This window comes from Pseudonocardia kujensis (assembly GCF_021283305.1).
Lineage (GTDB): Bacteria > Actinomycetota > Actinomycetes > Mycobacteriales > Pseudonocardiaceae > Pseudonocardia > Pseudonocardia kujensis.
Window position 1 is genome coordinate 14,725 of record NZ_JAJSOK010000017.1, and the last position, 22,931, is coordinate 37,655.

20 protein-coding genes and 2 pseudogenes are annotated in these 22,931 nt (G+C 67.6%); 7 read left to right on the top strand and 15 right to left on the bottom strand.

Going from position 1 to position 22,931, the window contains the following annotated elements:
- Nucleotides 1-17 precede the first annotated feature (17 nt).
- The 3 genes and pseudogenes from LWC35_RS14370 (at nucleotide 18) to LWC35_RS40935 (ending at nucleotide 1,865) form a co-directional block, all read left to right on the top strand.
- Nucleotides 18-1,019, top strand: a complete 1,002-nt coding sequence (locus tag LWC35_RS14370; RefSeq protein ID WP_372463050.1) for an aldo/keto reductase — start codon at nucleotides 18-20, stop codon at nucleotides 1,017-1,019.
- 46 nt (nucleotides 1,020-1,065) lie between these two features.
- Nucleotides 1,066-1,218, top strand: a pseudogene (locus LWC35_RS14375) (CoA transferase); the annotation flags it as partial.
- 338 nt (nucleotides 1,219-1,556) lie between these two features.
- Nucleotides 1,557-1,865, top strand: coding sequence for a hypothetical protein (locus LWC35_RS40935; protein ID WP_372463044.1), 309 nt, complete (start codon nucleotides 1,557-1,559; stop codon nucleotides 1,863-1,865).
- A gap of 328 nt (nucleotides 1,866-2,193) precedes the next feature.
- Here LWC35_RS40935 and LWC35_RS14380 read toward each other — a convergent pair whose 3' ends face one another.
- The 4 genes from LWC35_RS14380 to LWC35_RS14395 all read right to left on the bottom strand — a co-directional run bounded on the left by LWC35_RS14380 (nucleotide 2,194) and on the right by LWC35_RS14395 (nucleotide 5,871).
- Complete coding sequence (locus tag LWC35_RS14380; RefSeq protein ID WP_232870613.1) at nucleotides 2,194-2,940, bottom strand: GntR family transcriptional regulator; 747 nt, start codon at nucleotides 2,938-2,940, stop codon at nucleotides 2,194-2,196.
- Nucleotides 2,941-3,112: 172 nt separating this feature from the next.
- A complete protein-coding gene (locus LWC35_RS14385) occupies nucleotides 3,113-4,036 on the bottom strand; it encodes an NAD(P)-dependent oxidoreductase (protein WP_232870614.1) in 924 nt (307 codons plus the stop codon).
- Nucleotides 4,020-4,397 carry a carboxymuconolactone decarboxylase family protein gene (locus LWC35_RS14390; protein ID WP_232870615.1) on the bottom strand — a complete coding sequence of 126 codons (378 nt, stop codon included), beginning with the start codon at nucleotides 4,395-4,397 and terminating at the stop codon, nucleotides 4,020-4,022. Before LWC35_RS14390 ends, LWC35_RS14385 begins: the two co-directional genes overlap by 17 nt.
- Before the next feature lie 10 nt (nucleotides 4,398-4,407).
- Nucleotides 4,408-5,871 carry an aldehyde dehydrogenase gene (locus LWC35_RS14395; RefSeq protein WP_232870616.1) on the bottom strand — a complete coding sequence of 488 codons (1,464 nt, stop codon included), beginning with the start codon at nucleotides 5,869-5,871 and terminating at the stop codon, nucleotides 4,408-4,410.
- A gap of 141 nt (nucleotides 5,872-6,012) precedes the next feature.
- Between LWC35_RS14395 and LWC35_RS14400 the strand changes: the two genes are divergently transcribed.
- The 4 genes from LWC35_RS14400 (at nucleotide 6,013) to LWC35_RS14415 (ending at nucleotide 11,293) form a co-directional block, all read left to right on the top strand.
- Nucleotides 6,013-8,256, top strand: a complete 2,244-nt coding sequence (locus LWC35_RS14400) for an acetate--CoA ligase family protein (protein WP_232870617.1) — start codon at nucleotides 6,013-6,015, stop codon at nucleotides 8,254-8,256.
- On the top strand, nucleotides 8,234-8,692 hold the full coding sequence (locus LWC35_RS14405) for a Zn-ribbon domain-containing OB-fold protein (protein WP_372463045.1): 459 nt from the start codon (nucleotides 8,234-8,236) through the stop codon (nucleotides 8,690-8,692). Before LWC35_RS14400 ends, LWC35_RS14405 begins: the two co-directional genes overlap by 23 nt.
- Nucleotides 8,689-9,831: an acetyl-CoA acetyltransferase gene (locus LWC35_RS14410; protein WP_232870618.1), complete on the top strand. Its 1,143-nt coding sequence runs from the start codon at nucleotides 8,689-8,691 to the stop codon at nucleotides 9,829-9,831. The genes LWC35_RS14405 and LWC35_RS14410 overlap by 4 nt, the downstream gene beginning before the upstream one ends.
- A 1,039-nt stretch (nucleotides 9,832-10,870) precedes the next feature.
- Nucleotides 10,871-11,293 (top strand): transposase, encoded by a 423-nt coding sequence (locus tag LWC35_RS14415; RefSeq protein WP_308194550.1) that lies wholly within the window; start codon nucleotides 10,871-10,873, stop codon nucleotides 11,291-11,293.
- A 491-nt stretch (nucleotides 11,294-11,784) separates the two neighbouring features.
- Here LWC35_RS14415 and LWC35_RS14420 read toward each other — a convergent pair whose 3' ends face one another.
- The 11 genes and pseudogenes from LWC35_RS14420 to LWC35_RS14475 form a co-directional block, all read right to left on the bottom strand.
- The gene (locus LWC35_RS14420; RefSeq protein WP_232870620.1) at nucleotides 11,785-12,780 is read right to left on the bottom strand and encodes a helix-turn-helix domain-containing protein; all 996 of its coding nucleotides are present in this window, start codon (nucleotides 12,778-12,780) and stop codon (nucleotides 11,785-11,787) included.
- A gap of 231 nt (nucleotides 12,781-13,011) precedes the next feature.
- Nucleotides 13,012-14,334: an MFS transporter gene (locus LWC35_RS14425; RefSeq protein ID WP_232870621.1), complete on the bottom strand. Its 1,323-nt coding sequence runs from the start codon at nucleotides 14,332-14,334 to the stop codon at nucleotides 13,012-13,014.
- A 32-nt stretch (nucleotides 14,335-14,366) separates the two neighbouring features.
- Nucleotides 14,367-15,056, bottom strand: a complete 690-nt coding sequence (locus LWC35_RS14430) for a VOC family protein (RefSeq protein ID WP_232870622.1) — start codon at nucleotides 15,054-15,056, stop codon at nucleotides 14,367-14,369.
- A gap of 66 nt (nucleotides 15,057-15,122) precedes the next feature.
- On the bottom strand, nucleotides 15,123-15,818 hold the full coding sequence (locus LWC35_RS14435) for a VOC family protein (RefSeq protein WP_232870623.1): 696 nt from the start codon (nucleotides 15,816-15,818) through the stop codon (nucleotides 15,123-15,125).
- Nucleotides 15,819-15,969: 151 nt separating this feature from the next.
- Nucleotides 15,970-17,697: a CocE/NonD family hydrolase gene (locus LWC35_RS14440; RefSeq protein ID WP_232870624.1), complete on the bottom strand. Its 1,728-nt coding sequence runs from the start codon at nucleotides 17,695-17,697 to the stop codon at nucleotides 15,970-15,972.
- On the bottom strand, nucleotides 17,694-18,002 hold the full coding sequence (locus tag LWC35_RS14445) for an EthD family reductase (RefSeq protein WP_232870709.1): 309 nt from the start codon (nucleotides 18,000-18,002) through the stop codon (nucleotides 17,694-17,696). Before LWC35_RS14445 ends, LWC35_RS14440 begins: the two co-directional genes overlap by 4 nt.
- Before the next feature lie 295 nt (nucleotides 18,003-18,297).
- A complete protein-coding gene (locus tag LWC35_RS14450; protein WP_232870625.1) occupies nucleotides 18,298-18,993 on the bottom strand; it encodes a GntR family transcriptional regulator in 696 nt (231 codons plus the stop codon).
- 55 nt (nucleotides 18,994-19,048) lie between these two features.
- The gene (locus tag LWC35_RS14455) at nucleotides 19,049-20,734 is read right to left on the bottom strand and encodes a class I adenylate-forming enzyme family protein (RefSeq protein ID WP_232870626.1); all 1,686 of its coding nucleotides are present in this window, start codon (nucleotides 20,732-20,734) and stop codon (nucleotides 19,049-19,051) included.
- Nucleotides 20,735-20,755: 21 nt separating this feature from the next.
- Complete coding sequence (locus LWC35_RS14460) at nucleotides 20,756-21,565, bottom strand: enoyl-CoA hydratase/isomerase family protein (protein WP_232870627.1); 810 nt, start codon at nucleotides 21,563-21,565, stop codon at nucleotides 20,756-20,758.
- A gap of 56 nt (nucleotides 21,566-21,621) precedes the next feature.
- Nucleotides 21,622-22,149, bottom strand: a complete 528-nt coding sequence (locus tag LWC35_RS14465) for a nuclear transport factor 2 family protein (RefSeq protein ID WP_232870628.1) — start codon at nucleotides 22,147-22,149, stop codon at nucleotides 21,622-21,624.
- Nucleotides 22,150-22,169: 20 nt separating this feature from the next.
- A pseudogene (locus LWC35_RS14475) lies at nucleotides 22,170-22,921 on the bottom strand (SDR family NAD(P)-dependent oxidoreductase).
- Nucleotides 22,922-22,931 lie beyond the last annotated feature (10 nt).

Genomic DNA, 22,931 nt, shown 5'->3' on the forward strand with positions numbered 1-22,931 from the left:
GGGTAAATACCTTGACGGTGGGAAAGCGCCAGTTGGGCAAGACCGGCCCCACGGTGGCGGCCATCGGACTGGGGTGCATGGGCATGTCTCAGTCCTACGGCTCGGTGGACGAGCAGGAGGCGATCGCCACCATCCGGCAAGCGCTGGAGGTGGGGTCGATGATGCTCGACAGCTCGGACGTCTATGGCCAGGGACACAATGAGCGACTCATCGGCCGAGCAATCGCGGGGCAGCGGGACAAGGCCGTCGTCGCCACCAAGTTCGGGCTCACAGTCAACCCGGACAACTCCCGCTCGATCACTGGGCGTCCGGACTACGTGAAGCAGGCGTGCGATGAGAGCCTGCGCCGGCTGGATGTCGACCACATCGATCTCTACTACCAGCACCGGGTGGACCCGACGGTGCCGATCGAGGACACGGTCGGGGCGATGAACGAGCTGGTGGAGAGCGGAAAGGTCCTGCACCTGGGCCTCTCTGAGGCCAGCGCGGACACGCTGCGTCGCGCGACGGCCGTCGCCCCGATCGCCGCGCTGGAAAGCGAGTGGTCGCTGTGGACCCGCGACATCGAGCAGGAGGTTCTCGGCGTCGCGCGTGAGCACGGCGTCGGGATCGTGCCGTTCAGCCCGCTCGGGCGAGGGTTTCTGACCGGAGCCATCACCTGCCCCGACGACTTCGCCGAGGACGACTTCCGCCGATCCAGCCCCCGGTTCCAGGGCGAGAACTTCACGCTGAACCTGCGGTTGGTGGACGAGGTGAAGGCGATGGCTGCCGAGAAGGCGTGCACGCCCGGGCAGCTCGCACTGGCGTGGGTGGTCGCCCGCGGTCAGGACGTCGTCCCGATCCCCGGGACCAAACGGCGCAAGTACCTCGCCGAGAACCTCGCGGCCGCGGACGTCCGGCTCGACGACACCGACCTGCGACGGCTCGAAGAAATCGCGCCGATCGGCGTTGCGTCCGGGTCGCGCTACGGGGGTGCGCACGCATACGGGGAGTCTCCCCTGCGGGACGAGCGCGCATAGCCAGCCGTGCCGACGACGACGAGGACGCCGGGCATCCGGGCCGCCGCTGGGCGGAATCACCTCCGTCAGCCCGGAGCAGGCGTCGTGGCACCAGTTCGCAACCCGCCCGCCCGCCGATCTCGGCGCCCGTGTCGTCAAGAGCGAGCGCTCGGACGGCGGCGACTTCACCCGCGGCTACGACGAGACCGTGCAGGGGCAACGCGAGCCAATCCTCGGTGCGGCAGGGCCCCGGGGCAGGCCAGCGCTCATCCGTCAACATCAGCAGCGGCGGGAAGTTCCCGCTGGTCCACCTCCACCACCGGGAGAGGACCTTGGCAGCGTGACCCTCGAGGTCCAGCGGCAGACTCGTCCCTCCCGGTGGTGGTCGTTCCTCGATCGGCCAGTGGGAGTCGTGCCACGAGCACCTGGATGAGCGCCCGAAGGGGATCGGCCCGGGAGCGGATCCGTCACCCGAAGGGGCACCTCTTGTCCGATCGAGACAACTCGCGGGACTGACCGGCGTTCGTCGGCATCGACTGGGGCGGCAGCGAACATCAGTTGTGCGTCCTCGACCCCGCCGGAGCGCGGCTGACCCAGCAGTGCGTCACCCATGACGTCGCCAGACTGGCCGAGCTCGATACCGTGCTCGCCCTGCACGAGACAGCTTTGCCGATCGCCGTCGAGCGCGCCGAGGGGCTGCTCGTCGAGCATCTGCAGGCCCGCGGTCACATCGTGTTTCCGGTGTCGCCGCGCATCGCGGCCGGGCGCGGGAGCGCTACCGGGTCGCCGCGGTCAAGGACGACCGGCTCGACGCGTTCGTGCTGGCCGACACCCTGCGCCACGAGCCCCCGCACTGGCGGCCCCTGACCCCGCCGTCACCGCTGCTGGCCGAGACCCTGGGCCAAGGCGGCGTTCCGCGAGGCTCGTGACCAGCGCGGCCAGCACTACGACCGCGCGCTTCGTGGCCTCGCCGCCCGCTGGATGCGCGTGCTCTGGACCTGCTGGAGCACTCACACCCCCTACGACCCGAAACGCCCACCACCGCCCAGGCCGCACTCACCACGGGCTGACCAGCGCCCTTCTTCAGCCGCAGGCGACCAGGCCCCGCGGCCGCCAATGGTGCGCCGCTCCAGAAGATCGAATAGCTCGCAGGTTGACAGTGGGAGTCTGTCGCGTGCACCTGGAACCGAACGGGCTACCGGGCGGAGCGGTGCAGGACGACGCGGTAGGAGTACTGCTCCGGCAGGAAGTAGCTGATCGTGAACTCCGGCGCGTAGTCGGTCTCGTCCTGAAACAGGCGGTCGACCCGCAGGAGCGCGTGACCGACCGAGCATTCCAACTGCCCAGCCAGCTGCTCGTCAGCGGGCGCGACGGTGATCGTCTGCGTCGCCCGCACGATCGGCCTGTCGAGCTTGTCCTCGAGCATCCCCAGAACCGTGGCGCTCTCGAGGCGATTCTCGTCGAACGCGTGCGTGTCGACGAGAATCCGCCCAACCTCCTCGGGGAGGAAGACCTTGGTCACGACGAACGGCTGCCCGTCGTACAGCCGCCGGATGACGACCTTGTACAGGGTGTCGGTCTCGAGCCGCAGGCGATTCGCCGCGTCCACGTCGACGAGTCGGCGGATCGGCTCGACGACCTCCCGCACCGTGTCGGACGACAGGCTGATCAGATCCTCGATCGAACCGAGCTCACGGGCGTACCGCTCCGCCCTGTTGACCGCGAACGTCCCGCGGCCGCGCACCCGGTAGACCGCGCCCTCGGCGACTAGGTCGTGGAAGGCACGCCTGACCGTCTGCCTGCTGACCTGGTACTGCTGCGACAGATCCGCCTCGGTCGGGAGGCGCTGAGCATCGGGGAAGTCACCCTTGGCAATCCGGTCCCGCAGATCCTGGGCGATCATGGCGTATGCCGGACCCGCCTCGCCGGTTTTCCCGCCCATAATATGCCGATCCTAGCCGTCCGGGGACGTTTCCTCCGCCCGGCTCGACATTCGGCCGGCCATGTCGAACTGTGTCAGGTGCGCCACGAGCGACCGGACCTCCGCGCGTGACGAGTCGGCCGCAACCTACCGGACGACCGTCCGCGGCGATCCGGTTCGCCCGCGGCGTCGGTCAGGTAGCCCGCGGCGCCCGGACCTCGACGTCGGCCTCCCGCTCGAGAACACGCACGATCTCGGTGAAGTCTGCCGCACCACCCAGCTCCTGCAGGGCCGACTGCCAGAACCCGATCAGCGTGGGTACCACCGGGAGCGAGACGTCGGCCTCTGCGGCCATGGTCTCGAACAGCCTCAGGTCCTTACACATCAGCTCCATCGCGAAGCCGGCGTCAAAGGAGCCGGACAGGATTGCCTGCGGAAACTTGTCCTCGGTGGCGCTGTTGCGGCCAGACCCGGAGTTGAGCACGTCGAGGACCGTCCTTGGGTCAAGGCCGGACCGGGTAGCGAGCACCAGGGCTTCCGACGAGGCAGCCAGCGCGACCGCCGACAGGTAGTTGTTGACCAACTTCATCACCTGGCCCATTCCGGGCGTGTGGCCGACGACCACGACCCGGCCCAGCTGTCCGAGCACCGGTGCGACTGTGTCGATCGCAGCCGGGGCGCCCGCCGCCATCACCGCCAGCCGACCCGCTGCGGCGCCGCGCACGCCCCCGCTGACCGGACTGTCGACGAAGGCGACATCTCGCCGGGCGAGATGGTCGGCGATCGCGCGGGACACGCGCGGGCCGGTGGTCGACAGGTCGACCACCATAAACCCACCTGGCGCCGAGGACAGTCCACCGGAGCCGATCGTCACGGCCTCCACGGCGGCCGGTGTGGGCAGACAGGTCAGGACGACGTCGCTCTCGCGGGCAAGTTCCTCCGGCGACCCCACGACCCGGCCGCCGTCGGCGACGGCCGCGGCCGCCGCGCCGGGGTCCCGATCGAGACAGGCGACCTTGTACCCCGCCGCGATCAGCCGACGCAGGATGGGGCTGCCCATGTGCCCCAGGCCGGCGATCCCCAACCGGCTCGGGTCGGTCTCAGACTTTGGCGTCATCGAGCACCGCCCGTGCGACGCGGAATCCCTCGATTCCGGCGGGTACCCCCGCGTACACCGCGACCTGGAGGAGGACCTCCTGGATCTGCTCCGGGCTGCAGCCGTTGGTGCGGGCCCCCCGCACGTGCGCGCGCAGCTCCTCGGCGCGTCCCAGCGCGGCCAGCATCGCGATATTGAGGAGGCTGCGTGTGCGGCGGTCGAGCGCCTCGCGGTCCCAGACGGTGCCCCAGCAGTACTCGGTCACGAGCTCCTGCATCGGCCGGTCGAAGTCGGTGGCCGCGCCCTGGGCGCGGCGCACGTGCTCGGCGCCGAGGACCTCTGCCCGGATCTGTGTTCCTCGTTCCATTCGACTGCTCGTCATATGCCTCTCCTCATCCCAGGACGAACGGATCCCGGCTGGCGCCGGTCGTCTCGGTCCAGACCGCTTTGGTCTCCCGGTACGTGTCCATGGCACGTCGCCCGCTTTCCCGCCCGATCCCAGAGATGCCGATCCCGCCGAAGGGCACCTGCGGTGCCACCGTCCGGTAGGCGTTGACCCACACCGACCCCGCGCGCAGTGCAGCGACCACGCTGTGGACCCGGGACAGGTCCTGGGTCCACAGCCCCGCAGCAAGCCCGAAGCTCGTGCCGTTGGCGAGCTCGATCGCCTCGGCCTCGTCGTCGAAAGGCAGCACCGACAAGACCGGCCCGAAGATCTCCTCGCGCCAGAGCGCCGACCGGGTGTCGTCGTGACGCAGGATCGTAGGCTCAAAGAACAGCTTGCCGAGGCTCTCGCGGGGCCCGCCGCCGGCGAGCACCTCGACCCCTTCGGCACGCGCGGTGTCCAGATAGCCGATGACCTTCTCGAACTGGGCCGGGTTGGCCAGCGGCCCCATCTCGGTGGCCGGGTCCATCGGGTCCCCCATCCGAATGCTGGTGGCGCGGTCGACCAGCCGGCTCACCAGCTCGGCTGCGACCGAGCGCTGTACCAGCAACCGCGAGCCCGCCATACAGCTCTGTCCGGACGCGGCGAAGATCCCGGCGAGGACCCCGTTCGTGGCAGCGGTCAGGTCGGCGTCGTCGAACACGAGCTGCGCGGATTTGCCGCCGAGCTCGAGCGTGGTCCGCGCCATCCGGTCGGCGGCGACGTGGGCGACCTGCCGGCCGACCCCGACCGAGCCGGTGAACGCGATCTTGTCGACGTCCGGGTGCCGGACCAGGGCCTCTCCGGCGGCGGCCCCGCTTCCGGTGATCACGTTGAACACCCCAGGCGGGAAACCGACCTCGAGGGCGATCTCAGCAAGTCTGACCGCGGACGCTGGGCTGTACTCGCTTGGCTTCGCCACGACCGTGCAACCGGCGGCGAGCGCCGGCGCGAGCTTCCAGGCGAGCAGGAGGGCAGGAGAATTCCATGACGTCACGGCCGCGACTACGCCGACCGGCACCTCAGTGGTGTACACGAAGTAGTCGGGCTTGCCGGTGGAGAGCACCTCGCCCCCGACCTTGTCGGCCAAGCCGCCGAAGTAGCGGAACCACTCGGGGAGCGCGTCGATCTGACCGCGCATCTCGCGCAGCAGCTTACCGGTGTCACGGGTTTCCATCTCGGCGAGCAGCTTCGCGTCGGCGACCACCGCGTCCGCAAACGCGGTCAGCAGGCGGCCGCGCTCCGGCGCCGGGACCACCGACCAGGCGGCGAACGCTGCACGTGAGGAACGGACGGCACGGTCGACGTCGTCGTCGCCGGCGTCTGCGACCGTCGCCCACGGTTCACCTCGATACGGGTCATGTGACGGATACACGCCACGACCGCCCACGGCGTTCACCCGCCCGTCGATCACTAGGCCGACGACGTGCACCGCCCCACCCTCTTCCGTCGATCGGGGAGCAAGCTTCTGAACCGAGGAGCAGGCTCTCAATGTACGGCCATATATGTCAATCCCGACCAGGGCACTTCCCCAGCTTCGGCCATTATCCATCGACATGCTGGACATGGGGCGTTGAGCTATGCCATGGTCATGGCCGTACATTTTCTCGGCTCGGAGGAGCGCATGACGAGTACCGCCCCCACCCGCCACGAGTCCCGAGCCCGCAACCTACGGCGGCTGTTCGACGCGCGGAGCATCGCCGTGGTCGGCGCATCCGACGACCCGGACCGGATCGGCGGACGGCCAATTGCCTTCATGCTCCAATCCGGCTACTCGGGGCGCCTGCTGCCGGTAAACCCCCGATACGAGACGGTGCAGGGCTTGCCCTGCTACCCAGATGTCGGCGCTCTCCCCGACGACGTCGAGGTCGCCATTGTCGCGATCGCTGCGCGCCTGGTGCCGGACACCATCCGTGCCCTCGGGGACAAGGGCGTCGCGGTCGCCGTAGTGTTCAGCTCCGGGTTCGCCGAGGCCGGGGAGGCCGGTCGCCGGCTCCAGGACGAGCTGGACCGCGCCGCGCATGAGTCCGGGGTGCGGGTGCTCGGCCCGAACACGAACGGCTGGACCTCCTCGGACGCACAGATCATCGGGTCCTTCGGCTCGACCTGGCTGCGCCCGGGCTCGGTACCGCTGGGGCCGGGATCGGTCTCGTTCGTCACCCAGAGCGGTGCCTTCGGCAGTTTCGTGTACGCCATGGCTCAGGACCGGGGGGTGCAGTTCCGGCACTTTGTCGCCACCGGGAACGAGTCTGACATCTCCGTGGTCGAGCTGCTTGAGAACCTCGTTGAGGACGACGCCGTCGCGGTCCTCGCGACCTACATCGAGGGTCTACGGGACGGCCCGCGGTTCCGGGCGGTAGCCGCCCGGGCACGCGAGCTGGGCAAGCCACTGGTCGCGATCAAGGTCGGTCGCTCGGAGCGGGCCGCGAGTGCCGCGGCGAGCCACACCGGCGCGCTGGTCGGCACGGACTCGGCCTACGAGGGGGTCTTCGACGAGTGCGGCGTCATCCGGGTCGAGGACCCCGGTGAGCTGGTCGACGTGCTCCAGATCGCCGCGGCCGGACTGCTGAGCCCCTCCCCGCGCCTCGCTGTCCTGAGCATCTCAGGCGGTACCGGCGTGTGGGCTGCCGACCAGGCGGAGCTCCTGGGCCTGCCAATGGCGGAGCTGTCGCCCGCGACCCGACAGCGGCTCGATGACCTCCTGCCGCCGTTCGGTTCCTCGCTCAACCCGGTCGATGCGACCGCACAACTTGTGAACGATCCGCATATGCTGCGGGCGGCCCTAGAAGTGCTGCTCGGCGACCCAGGCGTCGACGTGTGCTACCTCGCAATGGGGCTGCAGGAGGGGTCGGGGGAACGTTACGCGCGTGACGTCGTCGCCGCCGTTCAGCATGACAGTGCCTCGCTGTTGGTCTCCTGGGTCTGCGGGCCGCAGGCGCTCTACGACCGGCTCGCCGAAGGCGGGATCGCTAGCTTCCGGGACTTCCGTCGGCCGCTGGCAGCCCTGGCCAAGGTGGCGACCTGGGCGGAGAAGCGCGAGCAAGCCCCCGCCGGGCTCACTGCTGCCCCGGTGCCGCCGGATGCGCAGGACACCGCGGGTGAGCCAACGTCGCCCGGCCCGCCGGTAGCCGAGGACGTGGCCAAGAGGCGACTCCGGGAGGTGGGCCTGCCGGTGCCGGCGTCGGCAGTGATTGCGTCCCGGTCTGATCTCGCGCCCGCCTTGGCCGCAATCCCGACGCCGGTCGTCATGAAGGTCGCTGCGCCGGGTGTGGTCCTACACAAGACCGACGCCGGTCTGGTCCGGGTCGGTCTCGCCACCGTCGCGGCCGCCGAGCAGGCCTTCGACGAGATGGCCGGGAGAGCCGGGCTCATCGGCTCCGACTGCTATCTCTTCGTCGAGCAGCAGGCGTCGCCGGGCGTCGAGCTCATAGTGAGTCTGATCCGCGACCCGACATTCGGCTGGCAGGTCGTCGTCGGCCTCGGCGGTGAGCTGGTCGAGCTGCTCGCCGAGTCCGTCATCCGTTGCGCTCCACTGTCGTCGGCAGACGCCCGCGCGTTGCTGGCCTCCAACGAACGCATCTCCGCGATCCTCGCCGGTGTGCGGGGCCGCCCCGCCGCCGATGTCGACGCCCTGTGCGGGCTGCTGGTCGAGGTCAGTCTGCTGCCGTGGCGGACTGCCGGTGCGGACCTGCACCAGCTCGAGCTCAACCCGGTACGGGTCCACCCACGGGGCGAGGGCGTGACCATCCTCGACGCGGTGTGGCACACCGCGGCAACGACGCACGGAAAGGCGGATGTCGAAAGTGACCACGAGTAGTACGGCCAGGCGACCCGAGAAGCGCCCCTTCGCTCACCTCAGAGGCGAGGAACGCATCTACTTCCGGGCCGCTGCCGAGAACCGGCTGGTGTTCCAGCGCTGCGTCGCCTGTAGCGCAATGCAGTTCCCGCCCAGGTCCGTGTGCTCCTCCTGCCTCGGGCACGAGCTCACGATCGAGGACGCACAGGGGCAGGGGAGTATCTACTCCTTCACCGTCGTGCACCGCCCGGGGCACCCCGCTTTCCGCGACTGCGTCCCCTATGTCGTCGTACTGGTGGACCTCGACGAGGGGGTGCGTGTGATCGCCGATCTCGAGATCGAGAGTGGTACGACTCCGCGGGTCGGCGACCGGGTCGAGGCGTTCTTCGAACCCCACGACGAGGAGTACGGGGTTCCTCGGTTTCGTCTGATCCTGGAAGGGCGGTCCACCCAGTGAGCATCTCCCGCAAGGTCGCCATCGTCGGTGCGGCGGAGTCCGACGTCTTCGAGTCCGACGGCCGGTCCCCGGTCGGTCTCATGGCGCAGGCCATCGCCCGCGCTCTGGAGCAGGCCGGCCTGCAGAAGTCGGATGTTGACGGGCTCTTCTCGGCGTCTGCCTACTACTACATGCCCGTGCTGAACCTGACGGAGTACCTGGGCATTCACCCGCGGCACGCGGACTCGAGCACGATCGGTGGCTGCAGCTTCGTCTCGCACATCCAGCACGCCGCGGCCGCCATTAATGCCGGGCTGTGCGAGGTCGCGGTGGTCGCCTACGGGAGCACCCAACGCACCGACGGCCGACGGCTGGTGAGCATCGCCGAACCATCGCCGTACGAGCTGCCCTACGGCCTGATCTATCCGATCTCGTCGTTCGGCCTGATCGCGCAGCGACATATGGCGCAGTACGGGACGACGTCGGAACAGCTCGCGGAGATCGCGGTGGCGGCCCGGGAATGGGCGATGCTCAACCCCCGGGCGCGCTACAAACAGCCCCTCACCGTCGACGACGTCCTGTCTTCACCGCTGATCAGCTCGCCGCTGCACAAACTCGACTGCTGCCTGGTGACGGACGGCGGCGGGGCGTTCGTGCTCACCTCAAGCGAGCGGGCGCGCGACCTCACCCCGAAACCGGTGTACGTCGAGGGGACCGGAGAGGCGATCAACCATCGCTACGTCTCGGGGATGCCCGACCTCACCACCACCGAGGCCGTGCACAGCAGCCGCCGGGCGCTCCAAATGTCCGGCCGCAAGCTGAGCGAGATGGACACGATCCACCTCTACGACGCCTTCACCATCAGTGCACTCATCCAGCTCGAGGACATCGGCTTCTGCGCGAAGGGAGAGGGCGGCGCGTTCGTCGAGGGAGGACGTCTCGCCCCCGGCGGGTCTTTGGCCCTCAACACGAACGGCGGCGGTCTGTCCTACTGCCATCCCGGGATGCTGGGCATGTTCGAGGTGATCGAGGCGGTGCGCCAGCTCCGCGGTGAGGCCGGCGAACGGCAGGTGCCGAACGCATCGACGTCGCTGGTGCATGGGATGGGGGCGACACTCGCCGCACACGCAACCGCAGTGCTGTCGACCGAGGACTGGTAGCCGCAAGTGCCCGTCCACGTCGGCCACGACTTCATCGACCGGAGTCCGGCACGCTCGCGTAGCCCAGGCCCGACCATTCCGACCTGTCAATGGGTCGACGCCATGGGGGTCCTCGTGCGTTGCGAGATCTCGGACGCCCTGAGGATCTGGGTACCGGGGCCGGAAGACCTCGAGCACGCAGGTGGCCCAGCTCAGCCTCGATTCAATCCGCAAGGTTAAGCGCCTGCGCGAGCCTTTTCTGCTGATCGTCGGGCACGGGCGCACCGGGGAGCTGGCGCTCGACCGCGACAGCGCCCTGGGGCCGGCGCCCCGCGGGACCGTGCACGGGCTGACGCAGGCGCGGGCCGCGATGGCGGAGTTCGCCGGGTTGGGACCGGTCACCTCGTGGAGAGCGGGACATCGTCTACCGCTCGGAACCGCAGTGCACCCCGCCGCGGACCGCGCCCTGCTCGACGAGTGGGCCTACGCCCGCCCCAAACCGGACCGAGTCCGAGCGACGAGCCGCCCTGTCCAGCTGGCAGCACTTCTTCCATCACCACCGCGGCCATACCGGAGTCGACGGCCACCCACCCGGCATCCGCGTTCCCACCTCTCCGGGCAGAACAACCAGGGGCAGGGCGAGTAGGCCCCTGATGCGATGAAGGGGCGGGGCCGGCCTCCCGCTCCTCGTGACCCTCGGCTCATGCTCGAGGTGCTTCACGCCAACGAAGTGGGGAGGCCCCGGTGAGTCTCGGAGGCCTGGATCCCCCACCCGCGACTCGTGAGCTGCGCGGCTGGGTGCGCCACCGCGCGAAGCTGGTCGGGTAGCGCAGCAACCTGAAATGCCAGGTCCACGCGGTACTGGCCGGCGCCGGGGTGGCGGTGCCGATGAGTGATCTGTTCAGCCCCGGCGGGCACCACACCAGCTGCTCACCGCCACCGCGCTGGCGGTCGAGTCCAGGGCCCGGGTGGACTCGCTGCTGAGGTTGATCACCGCGCTGGACTTTGAGATCGACCTTCGCCCGCCTCGTCGCCGGCAGGTTGCGAACCGACCCCGGCTATACCGCGATCCAGGCCATCCCCGGGGTCGGGCCGCTGCTGGGGCGCGGTGTTCGTCGCCGAGATCGGCGACATCAGCTGCTTCGGTCGGCCCCAGCAGCTGGCCTCGTGGGCCGGGCTCACCCCGACCCACCGGGAATCCAACACCACCATCTGCCGAGGTCGGATCACCGAACAGGGCTCCCGGCTGGTCCGCTGGGCCGCGGTCGAGGCGGTGCAACGGGTGGCCGCGCACACCCGCCTCGGGCAGCGCCGTGAGCGCGAGGCCGAGCGTCGCGGCCGCAACATCGGCGTCGTCGCCGCGAGAGACCTCGTCACGCTGGTGTTCTACGGGCTACGGGACCATCACATCTGCAGCCTCCCCCGGCCCGTGCGGCGTGAGTACGCCCGACAACGTGGTGGGCGCGGATCGTACGCGTCATGATCCCCGAGCCGGCTCGGCGTGATCGTTCCCTCTGATCGACCCCGCCCACCACCCCAGTTCTCGTCGCAGCGCACCATGCCGCCCGCCTCTCACCGGCCGGCGCGGCGAAGGGATGACCGATGACCCGTAAGCGGGGCTCGTCCACATCGAGCCCGGAGACCACGGCTTCAGGCGCAGCACACACCGAACTCCGCCCCAACGGGCAGGAGCACCGACACCCCCCGCGATCTCGCCAGCTGAACAGCATGCGCCGCCCCGGCGACGGCCTCAAGGACCTCCGGCCGCTACGCGGGCGCCCTCACAGGCGCTCCTTGACCCCGCCACCAGGTCGTCGCGCCCACAACACCCCGGCGAGCCACCGAGAGAAGATCAACGACAGCAAGACACGGGGTTGACCGGCCCCGCCCCTTCAGGGCTTGGCCGATGCGGTCTTCTCCGCGCTGCACGAAGGTCTATCAGACTATCCTTCTCCCGGCACGCGCAACCGTGCGCTAATTCTCTTGCGCATTCTTGGTGTTGCGCAACTGGGAAGGAGGGAATCCGTACATCGCCTTGAACGATCTAGTGAGATGGCTTAGGTCGGAAAAGCCGTTGTCATGGGCGATGCGTGACAGCGACTGTGATGTAGACCAGATCTCTTGTTTCGCCTTCGCCAGCCTGCGCCCGCGGATCGCATCGCCCGCCCGGTCGTTCGAGCTTGAGAAGACTCGGTGTACGCTCCTCTCGGAGATATTGAAGGCCGCCGCGAGGGACTGGGCCGTCAATGCGCCTGGATCCCTGCAATCTTCGATGTACTTTATCATGCGGACGTACAGTGAACGTTGCGCGGCCTCGGGAAGCGACACCGTCTCCGATCTCACTGCTGCCCGAATAAGGTCCCTGGTCGCTCCGATTGCAGCAGAACGCGACGCATGATCGAGCCCTTCGCTGGTGTCAGCAAATGCCAACAAGAAGGCACGAGTGAGGGCCGTACTCGGAGCCGTTGGATCCAACTTGAAGGGAGCCGAAGTGCGCACTCCAATTGCCTTCCAAAAGTCCCGCGAGAACCGCAAGGCAATTTTCGTGACAGCGCTACCGATGGCGAATCTGCCCGGAATGCTGCTATCCCAGATTGCAATATCGCCCTCGACGAGCGACACGGCCGAGTCCATCTGTTCGATCACTTGCTGACCTTGCAGAATGAGGATGACCCCGATGAAGTCGGCCGCAGTCGCCGCAATGTGGCCTCTCGATCTGTAGCCGGATACTGGATCGCAGCTACAGCGAACAACCGACATGCCGTCGAGTTCGCGGAGCGAGCATCGGTGCTTGCCGCGCGTACGCCCGGCCGCGGTGTCGTCCACTACAACCGACCATGGAAGATGATGAGCCGCGAAAGTGTCGTTCCACCTGTCGGAGATGCTGTGGGCTCCCGCCGCAGATCCTCGGCGCCAGTCCCACTCCAGTACGCTGGGCTGCCCTGCGGCATCACTGACCAGTTCTCGCATGGTGCCACACCTCCGCTCAGGAGGAGTGTAGGCGTGCTCAGCGTCGTCACCCGAGCTTGCCCCATCCGGCAACCGCAGGTGGCGCTCCGCAAGCGCTCTGCAGCTGTGAAGCGGGCAAGCAGAGTGGCCTCCCTCAGGGAGGAAATCCTTCAGGTAGCGCCGACCACATTCTTGGAGGGTCCGGTCCGGCATTATCTATGACTTCACAATCCTCGTCTCATGCGAAGGTTTTCACTGCAACCCCAACTGCCGGGTTGGCAAGCGGCTAGTCTCGGGGCCAAGCCAGACGGCAATGCCAGAAATGGCAGCGAAGGAGGCGCACAGTGAGGCAGCGACAAGCCACGAAGTGTTCGGCTCAAATGACTCCGCAATGGCTGGCGTGAAGCCGGCTACCACGAGTCCGGTCATAAGTCCGATAGACATCCCGGAGTACCTCACACGTGCTGGAAACTGTTCCGGGAAGTACGACGGCCCGACACTGTTGGGGGCAGAGTAGAAGATGCCGATCAAGACTATTCCGGTCAAAAGAGCGCCACTCGCACTCCCTTGCTCAAGCGCGTAGAAGAATGCAAAGCTCATGATCGCTGCGCCAAGCAGCCCGACGACAATTACGGGTCTTCTTCCTAAGCGATCGGATAGGTGCCCGTAGAGTGGAGTCGTCAGTACCGCGAGCAGGTTTGCCAATGTGATCGTCGTGATCATCGATGCGCGAGAGATGCCCCCGGTAGCGATCCCGTAACTCAGGCCGAAGACATTTACCATCGTGTTGATCATACAAAAAGTTGCGAACAGAATCGATCGTACTACCGGCCGAATATGGCTCCGCGCAATCTCGGTGAGAGGCGCCTCTTCCGGCGATTCCCCGGCAGCAGCCCTAGTTTCTTCGAAGACCTCCGATTCTTCGAGGGTGCGCCTGACAAAGAGCGCCACGACCGTCACGACAGCACTGGCCCAAAATGGAACTCTCCATCCCCATGAGTGCAGATCCTCGTCAGGGAGAGAAGCAACGGGCAGGAACACGAGGCTCGACAGCACCGTGCCGAGCATGATGCCCCCCATCGTGAAACTCGCGAAGAAGCCTCGTCGATCCTCAGGGGCGTGCTCGATGGTCAGGGAGGCAGAGCCAGGAGACTCGCCACCAGCAGAAATCCCCTGCAACAGCCTCAGAAGTACCAGGATAATGGGTGCAAGGATTCCGACTTGGTCGTAGGTCGGGAGGCACCCGATCAAGAAGGTGACAGTACCCATGAGCCCGATCGTGGCGACCAGCGCACGCTTTCGCCCGTACTTGTCGCCTACATGGCCCCAGAAGATTGCTCCGGCCGGTCTCGCCAAGTATGCCAGACCGAGGGTGGCGATTGAAAGTAGAACGCTGGTTTCACCGGTCGGAAAGAACAAGTCGCCAAATACCAGAGCTGCGGCAGACCCGTATACGAAGAAGTCGTAGTACTCCAGGGCGCTACCAATGAAGCCAGAGATTGCAGTTTTGCGCGCCTGTGCTGTCTTGAGAGGATCGCGACGTTCCTCATTGGCGCCCGCAGCGACATCTTTCATGGCAATTCGCTCCTTACTCTCTCGGGAAGGGGCTAGCCGGCAACGGTTGTAACGCTGTTCAAGCGAATTGTTTTCTCACAAGTCGAGGTGCCGAAGGAGACGGCATACAGGCCGTGCGCGCGGCCGTTGTACGCGATCTCGAAGGGAAACGAGGTGGGGTCAATGAGATCACCGAGCCACGAGCGCAATTCTTCCTCGCTCCCACCAACTTCGATTTCGGTAACCCCAGTTGCGACCTCTGCGCCCGTCCCCGGTTGAATTGGCAGGCGGCTGGGGTGCTCTGATAGATCCGGGACGTAGTACAGATTGGGTAGTCCGAGCATCCAGGAGTCTGAAAAGACGGGTACGTTGGCTAGACCTCTTGTAGGTCCAGACATGCGCATCTTCCCGCCCGGGATCTCCGGCATAACCCTTGTCGAACGGATCTGCGCGAAATGTTCCATGTCCTCGTAGCGATCAGTCCGGAGGCACCAACCGACGAAGCAGGGACCGTTGGCAGTTTGGCGTTCAACCTCGAGCGCAATCCACGAGCGATCCAGAATCATGCGATGGTTTGCGATGCTTTCAACTTCGATGTAGACGTCACCGCCGAGCGATATTACTTTCTGGCCGAGGCCAAGGCCGGGGAAGAAGCCGCCATCACGATTGCCGAGCCCCGTTTGGGAGCTGAGCTCGTAGGTGGTCTCGAATAGATTCCGGCTCCATACTGCGATGTGATCCAAGCTTATCAAGGCTGCTCCACTTCGCAAAGCACGACAAGTAAAAGAATTGGGTGAGGATCGCGCAGCTCATCTTGAGACTACGGGATTGAGACGAATGGACTTAGGTCCGTCGTCGGTATCGAAGAAGACCTCGTAAAGTCCGTGGTCCTTGTTGTTGTACCCAATGTCGAACGAGAACTGTCGTGGGTCGCACACGTCGCCCAGCCAACGTTTGAGGTCGTCTTCGGACCCACCGATTTCGATCGCTGTGACCCCTTGGGCGACGACCTTACCCGTACCTTCTTGGGGCGGGAGCCGACTTGAGTGGCTGGACAGGTCAGGAACGTAGTAGATGTTCGGCATTCCGATGAACCACGACTCCCAGAATACGGGGATGTGTCGCGTCTTGGCCGAACTTTCACCAGACATTCGGAATTTTCCGCCGGGGATCCCCTCGGTGAGGGGCTTCCCAAAGTGTCGAGAGAAGGCGTTCATCTCGCCGATGTCGTCAGAGCGGAGGCACCAGGCCGCGAAGCAGTCGCCATGCGCGATCTGTCTCTCCATTTCGATGCTGGTTCTTGAGCGATCCAATACTTGCTGGTGGTCCGCCATGCTCTCCACCTCAATGTAGACGTCCCCGCCGAGCGAGATGACTTTCTGCCCGAAGCCCAGTCCAGGAAAGAATCCGCCGTCACAATTTCCTATCCCTGTTCCCTGGCTGATGCGGTAGGTGGTGTCGAAGAGATTGTTGGACCAAATGGCGATGTGATCTAGAGCGATCATTGCTTGTGCGTTCCTTAGGGGTGGCTGTTTCGATTCCCGTACATATTCCTGAGATTCCACTTCGAAGACGCAGTACGCCGCGGAATTCGCAAACGTTGGCGCGGGCGTGCCGACGATCGTGCCGATCCGACTGGATGCCGCACGCCGAGGGCTAGCGAGGCGGGATCACCGGGACCAGAAGTACGCTGTCGTGGTCGGGGCCGGTGTGCAGGGTGGTCCGGCCACCGAACTCGGGGAGCGGACGGTCCTCGGGATGGTTGTGCAACCAGGGGCCGGAGCCACGCGATACCCAGGCCTCGTTCGGGTCCTCGGGTGGCTCCCGCTCGAAGTCGTGTCCGCTCACCTGCAGCGCCAAATGGTATCCCGCCGGCAGGACAATGCTGGTCGGCCAGATCTCGACATCACAAGTCACGACCTCGCCGGGTGCCAGCTTCTGCAGCTGGTCATGGCGGTGGTAGGGCCGCCACGGCAGGCTGCGCTCCTCGTCGAGCGCGCGGTGGCTCGCCCGCAGCCATCCCTGCGCGAGCGGGGTGTGCGGGTCGATCGTGCCCTGGAACTCGACCTCCCTACCGTCCGGTGCGAAGGCCTGCAGGGTCACGAACAGGTCCGCGTCCGTGGTCGACGACGAGACATGTAGCCGCACGGCGAGCGGGCCGGTCAGCTCGGTCTCCTCCTGCAGCGGCGCGGACAGGAAGGTGACCGGCTCACCCAGTGCGTCAAAGGTGACGGTCGCCGAGTCCGCCGGAGCGTCGCCGAGGGCACGATCAGCGGCAGATAGCCGCAGCTCCGTCCACCGCGTGTCGGGTAGCGGCCAGGATTCCTCGCCCCGCTGCTCGACCTCAGTGCTGAATGGTCTACGTATGTTGAGCTGCACCCGCGGCTCGCGGTCCCATCCGTTGTCGATGCCCTTCAGAAAGTGGTCGAGGAAACGCTTCTGCAGGTCGAGGCCGTACTCCAGGTAGAACCACTCCTCGTGGCGGCCGGGGTGGGTCTCGAGCCATTTCAGCTCCGAGGCGGCCTGGACGAACGCCTCGAAGTTGCCGCGCGGGTGCAGGCCGTAGCCGGCGAGGCTCGCCGCGCTGAGGAAGGGCACGGTGACCTTGGACCAGTCCGGTGAGCGATCGCGGTACCACGGGCCGTCTAGCTCACGGGCGAGGATGTTCGGTAGCGGATCGGACCGGTTGCGGCGCAGTTCCTCCTCGTCGAGCTTGTCCGGGCCGGACGCAAGCTCGCCGAGGTAAGGATCGGTCAGGGCTTCGGGATTGCCGTGCTGCACCGAGAGCACCTGGCGCGGATACCAGGTCTCCAGGAAGCCGTTGCTGGCGATCCCGCCGTGCCGGGCCCAGTCCCGGTAGAAATCTGCGGCGCCCTCCCACGGGATCATCGCGGTCAGGTGCGGCGGCTGGAGCGCGGCGACGTGCCACTGGTTGACGGCGTAGTAGGAGATCCCGTTGAGCCCCACCTTCCCCGTCGACCATGGCTGCAGACCCGCCCACTCGATTGCCTCGTAGTAGTCGCGGATCTCGCGCGGCGAGAAGATGTCCAGCACGCCCGGCGAGCGGCCCGCGCCCCGAGAGTCGACTCGGACGCAGGCATAACCCCATGGCACCCACGTCTCGGGATCGACCGTCTCCCACGCCATCATCGACCGCGTCGAGCCGGGCAAGACGTCGGGATGAGTCCGCATCATCCACTGCCACTGCGGAGCGAAGCCCTCCTCGTACTTCACGCCCTTCCCGTACGGGCCCAGGGTCATGATCACGGGAGCGGGATCGACGGTGTCCGGGCGGAAGACGTCCGCGCGCAGCACCACCCCGTCCTCCATCGGGATCGGGACGTCGCGCTCGACGATCATCGGCGGAACCTTTCGCTCGGTCACAGCTCGACGACCTCCTCACCCAGGTCGATCTGCACACCCGCAGTCGCGAAGTTCTCCAGGTCCTTGACCGCCTCCGCACCCACGGGAGAGGCGAGTGCCTCCAGCGCGGAGTCCCGGTCCGCGAAGCCCACCCGCGCGATGAGCTGATGAGGCGGCGGCGTCCCGTCCGCGGACTCGCAGAGCGACCAGGACAGGTGACGCAGGCCGGGGAATCGGCGCACGATCGGTGTGTGAACCTCCCTGAAGTGCGTCATGAAGCGCTCGGGGTCCTCGGGACGGGCGTAGCTGGCAGTGAGCACGTACATCGTCACGGACCTCTCATCTCGGGAACGTGTCGGCGCCCGACACTTCCACCGAGCGCGATCTGCTGCTTGAACCTCGTCGCCTGCGCCTTGAACCCCGGCGCCAACCATCAGCGCGGCCGTCACGACGGGGTACGGGAAGGCGGTTCACGCTCTGGCTGGAGGCGGCCTTGAACGTGCGGGCGAATCGGGCAAGATCGGTATAGCCGCCAGCGGTGTGTGCCGCCAAGAGGGGCTGCCGCTGGCCAGCAGGTCACGCGCACGTTGTCGCGCGCACGTCCGAGCCGCCGCTGGGCGTCTATTCTCCCCACACGCCGGTGCTTGCCAGCTCGTCCCCGAGCTGGCGAGCGCTGGCGACGAGATGCTCCTGCATCGCCTGCCGGGCGGCCTCCGCGTCTCGGCGGCGTAGTGCGTCGAGGACCGCAGCATGCTCGTAAGTGCACGAGCGGGGGCGGGTGTCTGCCGGCATGCCGCGGTAGCGGGGCACGTAGCGGCTGAACCTCTCGGCGGTCCAGGCGAGTTCCGGGGAGGACGCCGCCAGGTTGATCGTGCGGTGCAGGTTGCGGCTGTGCTCCTCGGCCGCGTCCCGCGCACCTTCGCTCTCAGCCCGCAGCAAGTCGGCCTGGAGGGCGTCGAGACGATCGAGCTGCGCGTCGTCGAGAACCGGGGTTGCCCGGGCCGCGAGCTCGCCCAGCACCATACCGAGCACGAGCACCCGGTCCTCGAACCCGGAGCGGGTCAGTTTCGACACGACATAACCCCGCCGCGGGCGGCGCTCGACGAAGCCCTCGGAGGCGAGCTCGACGAGCGCTTCCCGGATCGGGGTGACGCTGATCCTGAATCGGGCTGCAAGGTGCTCGACCCGCAGCCGGTCGCCAGGTCGCAGCTGCCCGATAAGGATCAGGTGACGAAGGTACTCGGTCACGTCGTGCCCGAAGGAGGCACCTCGAAGGTCCGGCGGTGGGGGTGCCGCCGCGAAGTCCGGTTCGGCCATCACCGCGGCACCTCCCTGGTCGTCGAGTCTCTCAGAAGATATCAAGGGCCCAAGGTCAGATGTGTGCAGCCGCCCGTGCCCTCGTACTCCGCACCCGGGGCGCCTCGCGGATCCTGGCCGCGGCGAGCTCGGCGCGGATCCGCTCGCGAAGCTCGACCTTGCGGATCTTTGTCCCGGACATCGGCCAGCTGTCGACGAAGCGCACGTAACGCGGCACCTTGAAGGTCGCGATTCGGTCAACACAGAAGTCGATCAGCTCCTGCTCCGTCGCCTCGGCACCCGGTGCCAACTCCACGTAGGCCACCGGCACCTCGCCGTAGTACTCGTCCGGCGCTCCGACGACCGCGACCACGTTCACCGCGGAATGGCGCAGCAGGTAGGACTCCACCTCCAGCGACGACACGTTCTCCCCGCCGACCTTCAGCATGTCCTTGAGCCGACCCCGGAAGGTGAGCCGCCCCGCCGCGTCGAGCGTGCCGCGGTCACCCGAGCGGAACCAGCCCTCGGCGTCGATCGCCGCGGCGGTCGCCTCGGGATCCTTGTAGTACCCGAGGAAGCGGGAGGGGCCGCGGAACTGGATCTCCCCGGGCTCGTCGGCACCGAGCACCCGCCCGGAGTCGGGATCGACGATCCGGACCTCCATGTGCGGTAGCGGGAGGCCACCGGTGGTCACCCGTATCTCCAGGGGATCGTCGATCGCCGTCATGGAGAGGTGCCCCGTTGCCTCGGTCATGCCGTAGTTCGCGACCTGGGACACGTGCGGGAGCCTGGCCTGGAGCTTGCGCAGCAGGTCCTCGCTGCCCGCGTTCATCACGACCCGCAGCCGCGACAGGTCGGTTCCGGAGAAGTCCGGGTGATCGAGGACCCGCAGCCAGATCGTCTCGAAGGCCGGGATGCCGTGCGTGACCCGCTCCTCCTCCAGCATCTGCAGCGCCTGGCCCGGCTCGAATGCACCGGCGTGCACGAACTTCGCGCCGGCTGTGATGCAGGCGGTCAGCGTCGCGAGGCCGGCGTTGTGGAACAGCGGCAGCGGGCACCAGAACGCGCAGTCGGGGTCGAGCATGTACCGGTGGTGGGCCAGGGACTCCGCCTGGACCAGCACCCCGTGGTGGGTGATCATGCAGGCCTTCGGCGCTGCGGAGGTGCCGGAGGTGTACATCAGGTAGGCCACCTCGTCCTCGTCGGCCTGGTCCTGGCTGGGCCGTACCGGATTACGGCCGGTGGCGGGCGGGCGGCGCAGGCCCAGCTCGCGGGTACTGCGGAAGCCCGCTGGGGCCTCGTCGCCGAGGACGAGCAGGCGGCGCAGGAGGGGTGCCTCGGCGCAGCTCAGCTCACCGGACGGCGCCACCTCCAGCGACGGGAGGGCCTCGCGGATCTCGGCGGGCCGGTCGCTGTGCGCGGTGGCCGGTCGGGTGAGCAGGGTGACGAGATCGGCGTGCCCGGCGACGTAGCGCAGCTCTTCGGCCCGGAAGCGGTCACTGATCGGGACCGCCACGCCGCCGGCCCGCATGCAGCCGACGATCGCCGCGATCATGTCGATCGAGGGCGGTACCCACAGGCCCACCTTGTCGCCGGGGGCAACTCCCGTGGCGGCGAACACGGCCGCGAACTCGTCGGCGAGCGCGTCGAGCTCGACGTAGGTGCAGCGCTCGTCGGGGAACACGATCTCGGCGGCCGGGAAGCGGCGGGCCGACGCCCGCAGGAGGCCGCCCAGCGAGGTGGGGGTGTCGGTGGTGCTCATCTGTTTCTCCGTGGTCGGACGTCAGCATCCCCGGAACCGGGGAGCCCGGCGCTCCCGGAAGGCCTGCATACCTTCGCGCAGGTCGTGCGAACGGACATAGCCGGCGAACGCGTCGAGCTCGAGCTTGAGCCCCTCGGCGGCGGGCAGCGTCGAGGCCTCGCGGGCTACCCGCTTGACCTCGGCGAGGGCCAGCGGGCTGAGGCCTGCGATCCGCTCGGCGAGCGCGGCGGCCTGCTCGAGCAGCTCGCCGCCGGGCACGACCGAGTCGACGAGGCCCCAGTCGCGGAACCGCTCGGCGGGCTCGAGGTCGCCGGTCAGTAGCAGCCGGTGGGCGACGTTTACCGGGACCTTCTTGGTCAACCGGGCCGCGCCGCCGCCGCCGGGCAGGACGCCGTAGCGGAGGTGGCCGTCGCCAATGCGGACACCCGCAGCGGCGAGCACGATGTCGCAGCACAGGATCAGCTCCAGCCCGCCGGCCACCGCGGCCCCGTTCACGGCGGCGATCACCGGCCGGGGCGACTCCTCGAGACGCCGCAGCGTCTGCGCGGCGCGATCGACGAACGCGACGAGCGCCTCGGGGTTGCCGCTCTCGAGGTGCTGCCGGAACTCTGTGAGATCGCCGCCCGCGCTGAAGGCGCGCCCGGCGCCGGTCACGACCACGACGCGGCACCCGGGATCGGCATCGATCCGTTCCAGTGCGGCGTCGAGGTCGCCGATCAACGTGGCGGAGAAGGCGTTCAGCTGCTCCGGGCGGTTGAGCGTCACCCATGCGACCGGGCCCCGCATCCTCAGCTCGACGGCCCTCGGCCGGCCGTCCCGTTCGTCCTCCACTACACCTACTCCTTCGACGATCACTGAGCGAGTATTTTGACCCAAAGTCAGGAAGGTTAGAACGGTGCGTCGAAGCTCGCATCGAACCGGGCGACTCGCCAGGCCCCGTCGCGCTCACGCCGCATCCGGGCGCGGTAGACCCCTGCGGTCACCGCTCGGAAGGTCCCGTTCTCGGCTGCGGTCACGAGGATCATCGCGGTCACAGTCGCGCTGTTCGCTGGATCCAGGTCATCCACCACGGCATTCGTGACGATGTGCCGCCGCTGGTCGGTCTGCCCGGGCCAGCCCGCGGTGAGCCAGCCCAGCACGGTTTCACGGCCCTTGCTGGTGCCGAGGTCGCGGTGTCCGCCGATGGTCGCCGTCCAGACGGCGTCCTCCGTGAAGCATGCCGTGAGGCTCTCGCGGTCATGCTCGTCGAACGCCCAGGCGAAGCGGTGAAGTGTGTCGGTCGCAGCCTGGCGGGCGGCGGCGGTCTCCGGGGTGTCGACGGCCTGGGGCCCGGTGGTGGCAACGCGTCCGGCACTGCGAACCCAGGCCGGGGCCGGGTCGAGCACTGTGGCGTCGGTCGTGCTGGTGTCGGTCATGGGTGTCTTCTCCCTGCGGTTTACTGGGCGAGGTAGCCGCCGTCGGCGGCGAGGTTGTGGCCGGTGACGAAGGACGACGCGTCGGAGCAGAGCCAGGCAATCGCCTCGGCGATCTCCTCCGGGCGGCCGAGTCGGTTCATGGGATGGAGCGCGGCGATCTGCGCGTGGGCGTCGCTGCCGGGCCGGGCGTGGAGGCCGCGGTCGGTCACCATCGGGGTCTCGCAGAAGCCGGGGGCGACCGAGTTGACGCGCACACCTGTCGTCGCATCTCGAGCGCGGCGGTGCGGGTGAGGCCGACGACACCGTGTTTGGAGGCGTTGTAGGCGGAGAAGCCCGCGAAGCCGGCGATCGACGAGACGTTGACGACCGAACCGCAGCCGCGCGGCACCATCACCGCAAGCTCCTGCTGCAGATAGGTGAAGACCGCGCGGAGGTTGAGGGCAAGGACGCGGTCGAAAGTCTCGATCGGGTAGTCGACGATGTCGGCGATTACTCCCTCCGTGCCAGCGTTGTTGACGGCGCAATCCAGGCGGCCGTGACGCTCGACGGCCGTGCCGACGAGCGCGGCCACGGAGGTCGGGTCCGTGACGTCGCAGTGGACGAACTCGGCGTGTCCGCCCGTGGCTTCGGCGAGGGCGCAGGTCTTCTCCCCCTCGGCGGCGTCGATGTCGGCGACCAGCACGGTTGCGCCGTGGCCGGCGAGTGTCACGGCGGCCGCCCGGCCGATCCCGAGCGCGCCCCCGGTGACCAAGGCGACCTTGTCGTGCAGCATGGGTACTCCC

Coding starts and splice junctions, on each gene's coding strand:
- LWC35_RS14380 (WP_232870613.1), bottom strand. CDS start 2,940: ATGGGCGGGAAAACCGGCGAGGCGGGTCCGGCATACGCCATGATCGCC.
- LWC35_RS14385 (WP_232870614.1), bottom strand. CDS start 4,036: ATGACGCCAAAGTCTGAGACCGACCCGAGCCGGTTGGGGATCGCCGGC.
- LWC35_RS14390 (WP_232870615.1), bottom strand. CDS start 4,397: ATGACGAGCAGTCGAATGGAACGAGGAACACAGATCCGGGCAGAGGTC.
- LWC35_RS14405 (WP_372463045.1), top strand. CDS start 8,234: ATGTCGAAAGTGACCACGAGTAGTACGGCCAGGCGACCCGAGAAGCGC.
- LWC35_RS14420 (WP_232870620.1), bottom strand. CDS start 12,780: ATGCGAGAACTGGTCAGTGATGCCGCAGGGCAGCCCAGCGTACTGGAG.
- LWC35_RS14425 (WP_232870621.1), bottom strand. CDS start 14,334: ATGAAAGATGTCGCTGCGGGCGCCAATGAGGAACGTCGCGATCCTCTC.
- LWC35_RS14435 (WP_232870623.1), bottom strand. CDS start 15,818: ATGATCGCTCTAGATCACATCGCCATTTGGTCCAACAATCTCTTCGAC.
- LWC35_RS14445 (WP_232870709.1), bottom strand. CDS start 18,002: ATGTACGTGCTCACTGCCAGCTACGCCCGTCCCGAGGACCCCGAGCGC.
- LWC35_RS14450 (WP_232870625.1), bottom strand. CDS start 18,993: ATGGCCGAACCGGACTTCGCGGCGGCACCCCCACCGCCGGACCTTCGA.
- LWC35_RS14455 (WP_232870626.1), bottom strand. CDS start 20,734: ATGAGCACCACCGACACCCCCACCTCGCTGGGCGGCCTCCTGCGGGCG.
- LWC35_RS14465 (WP_232870628.1), bottom strand. CDS start 22,149: ATGACCGACACCAGCACGACCGACGCCACAGTGCTCGACCCGGCCCCG.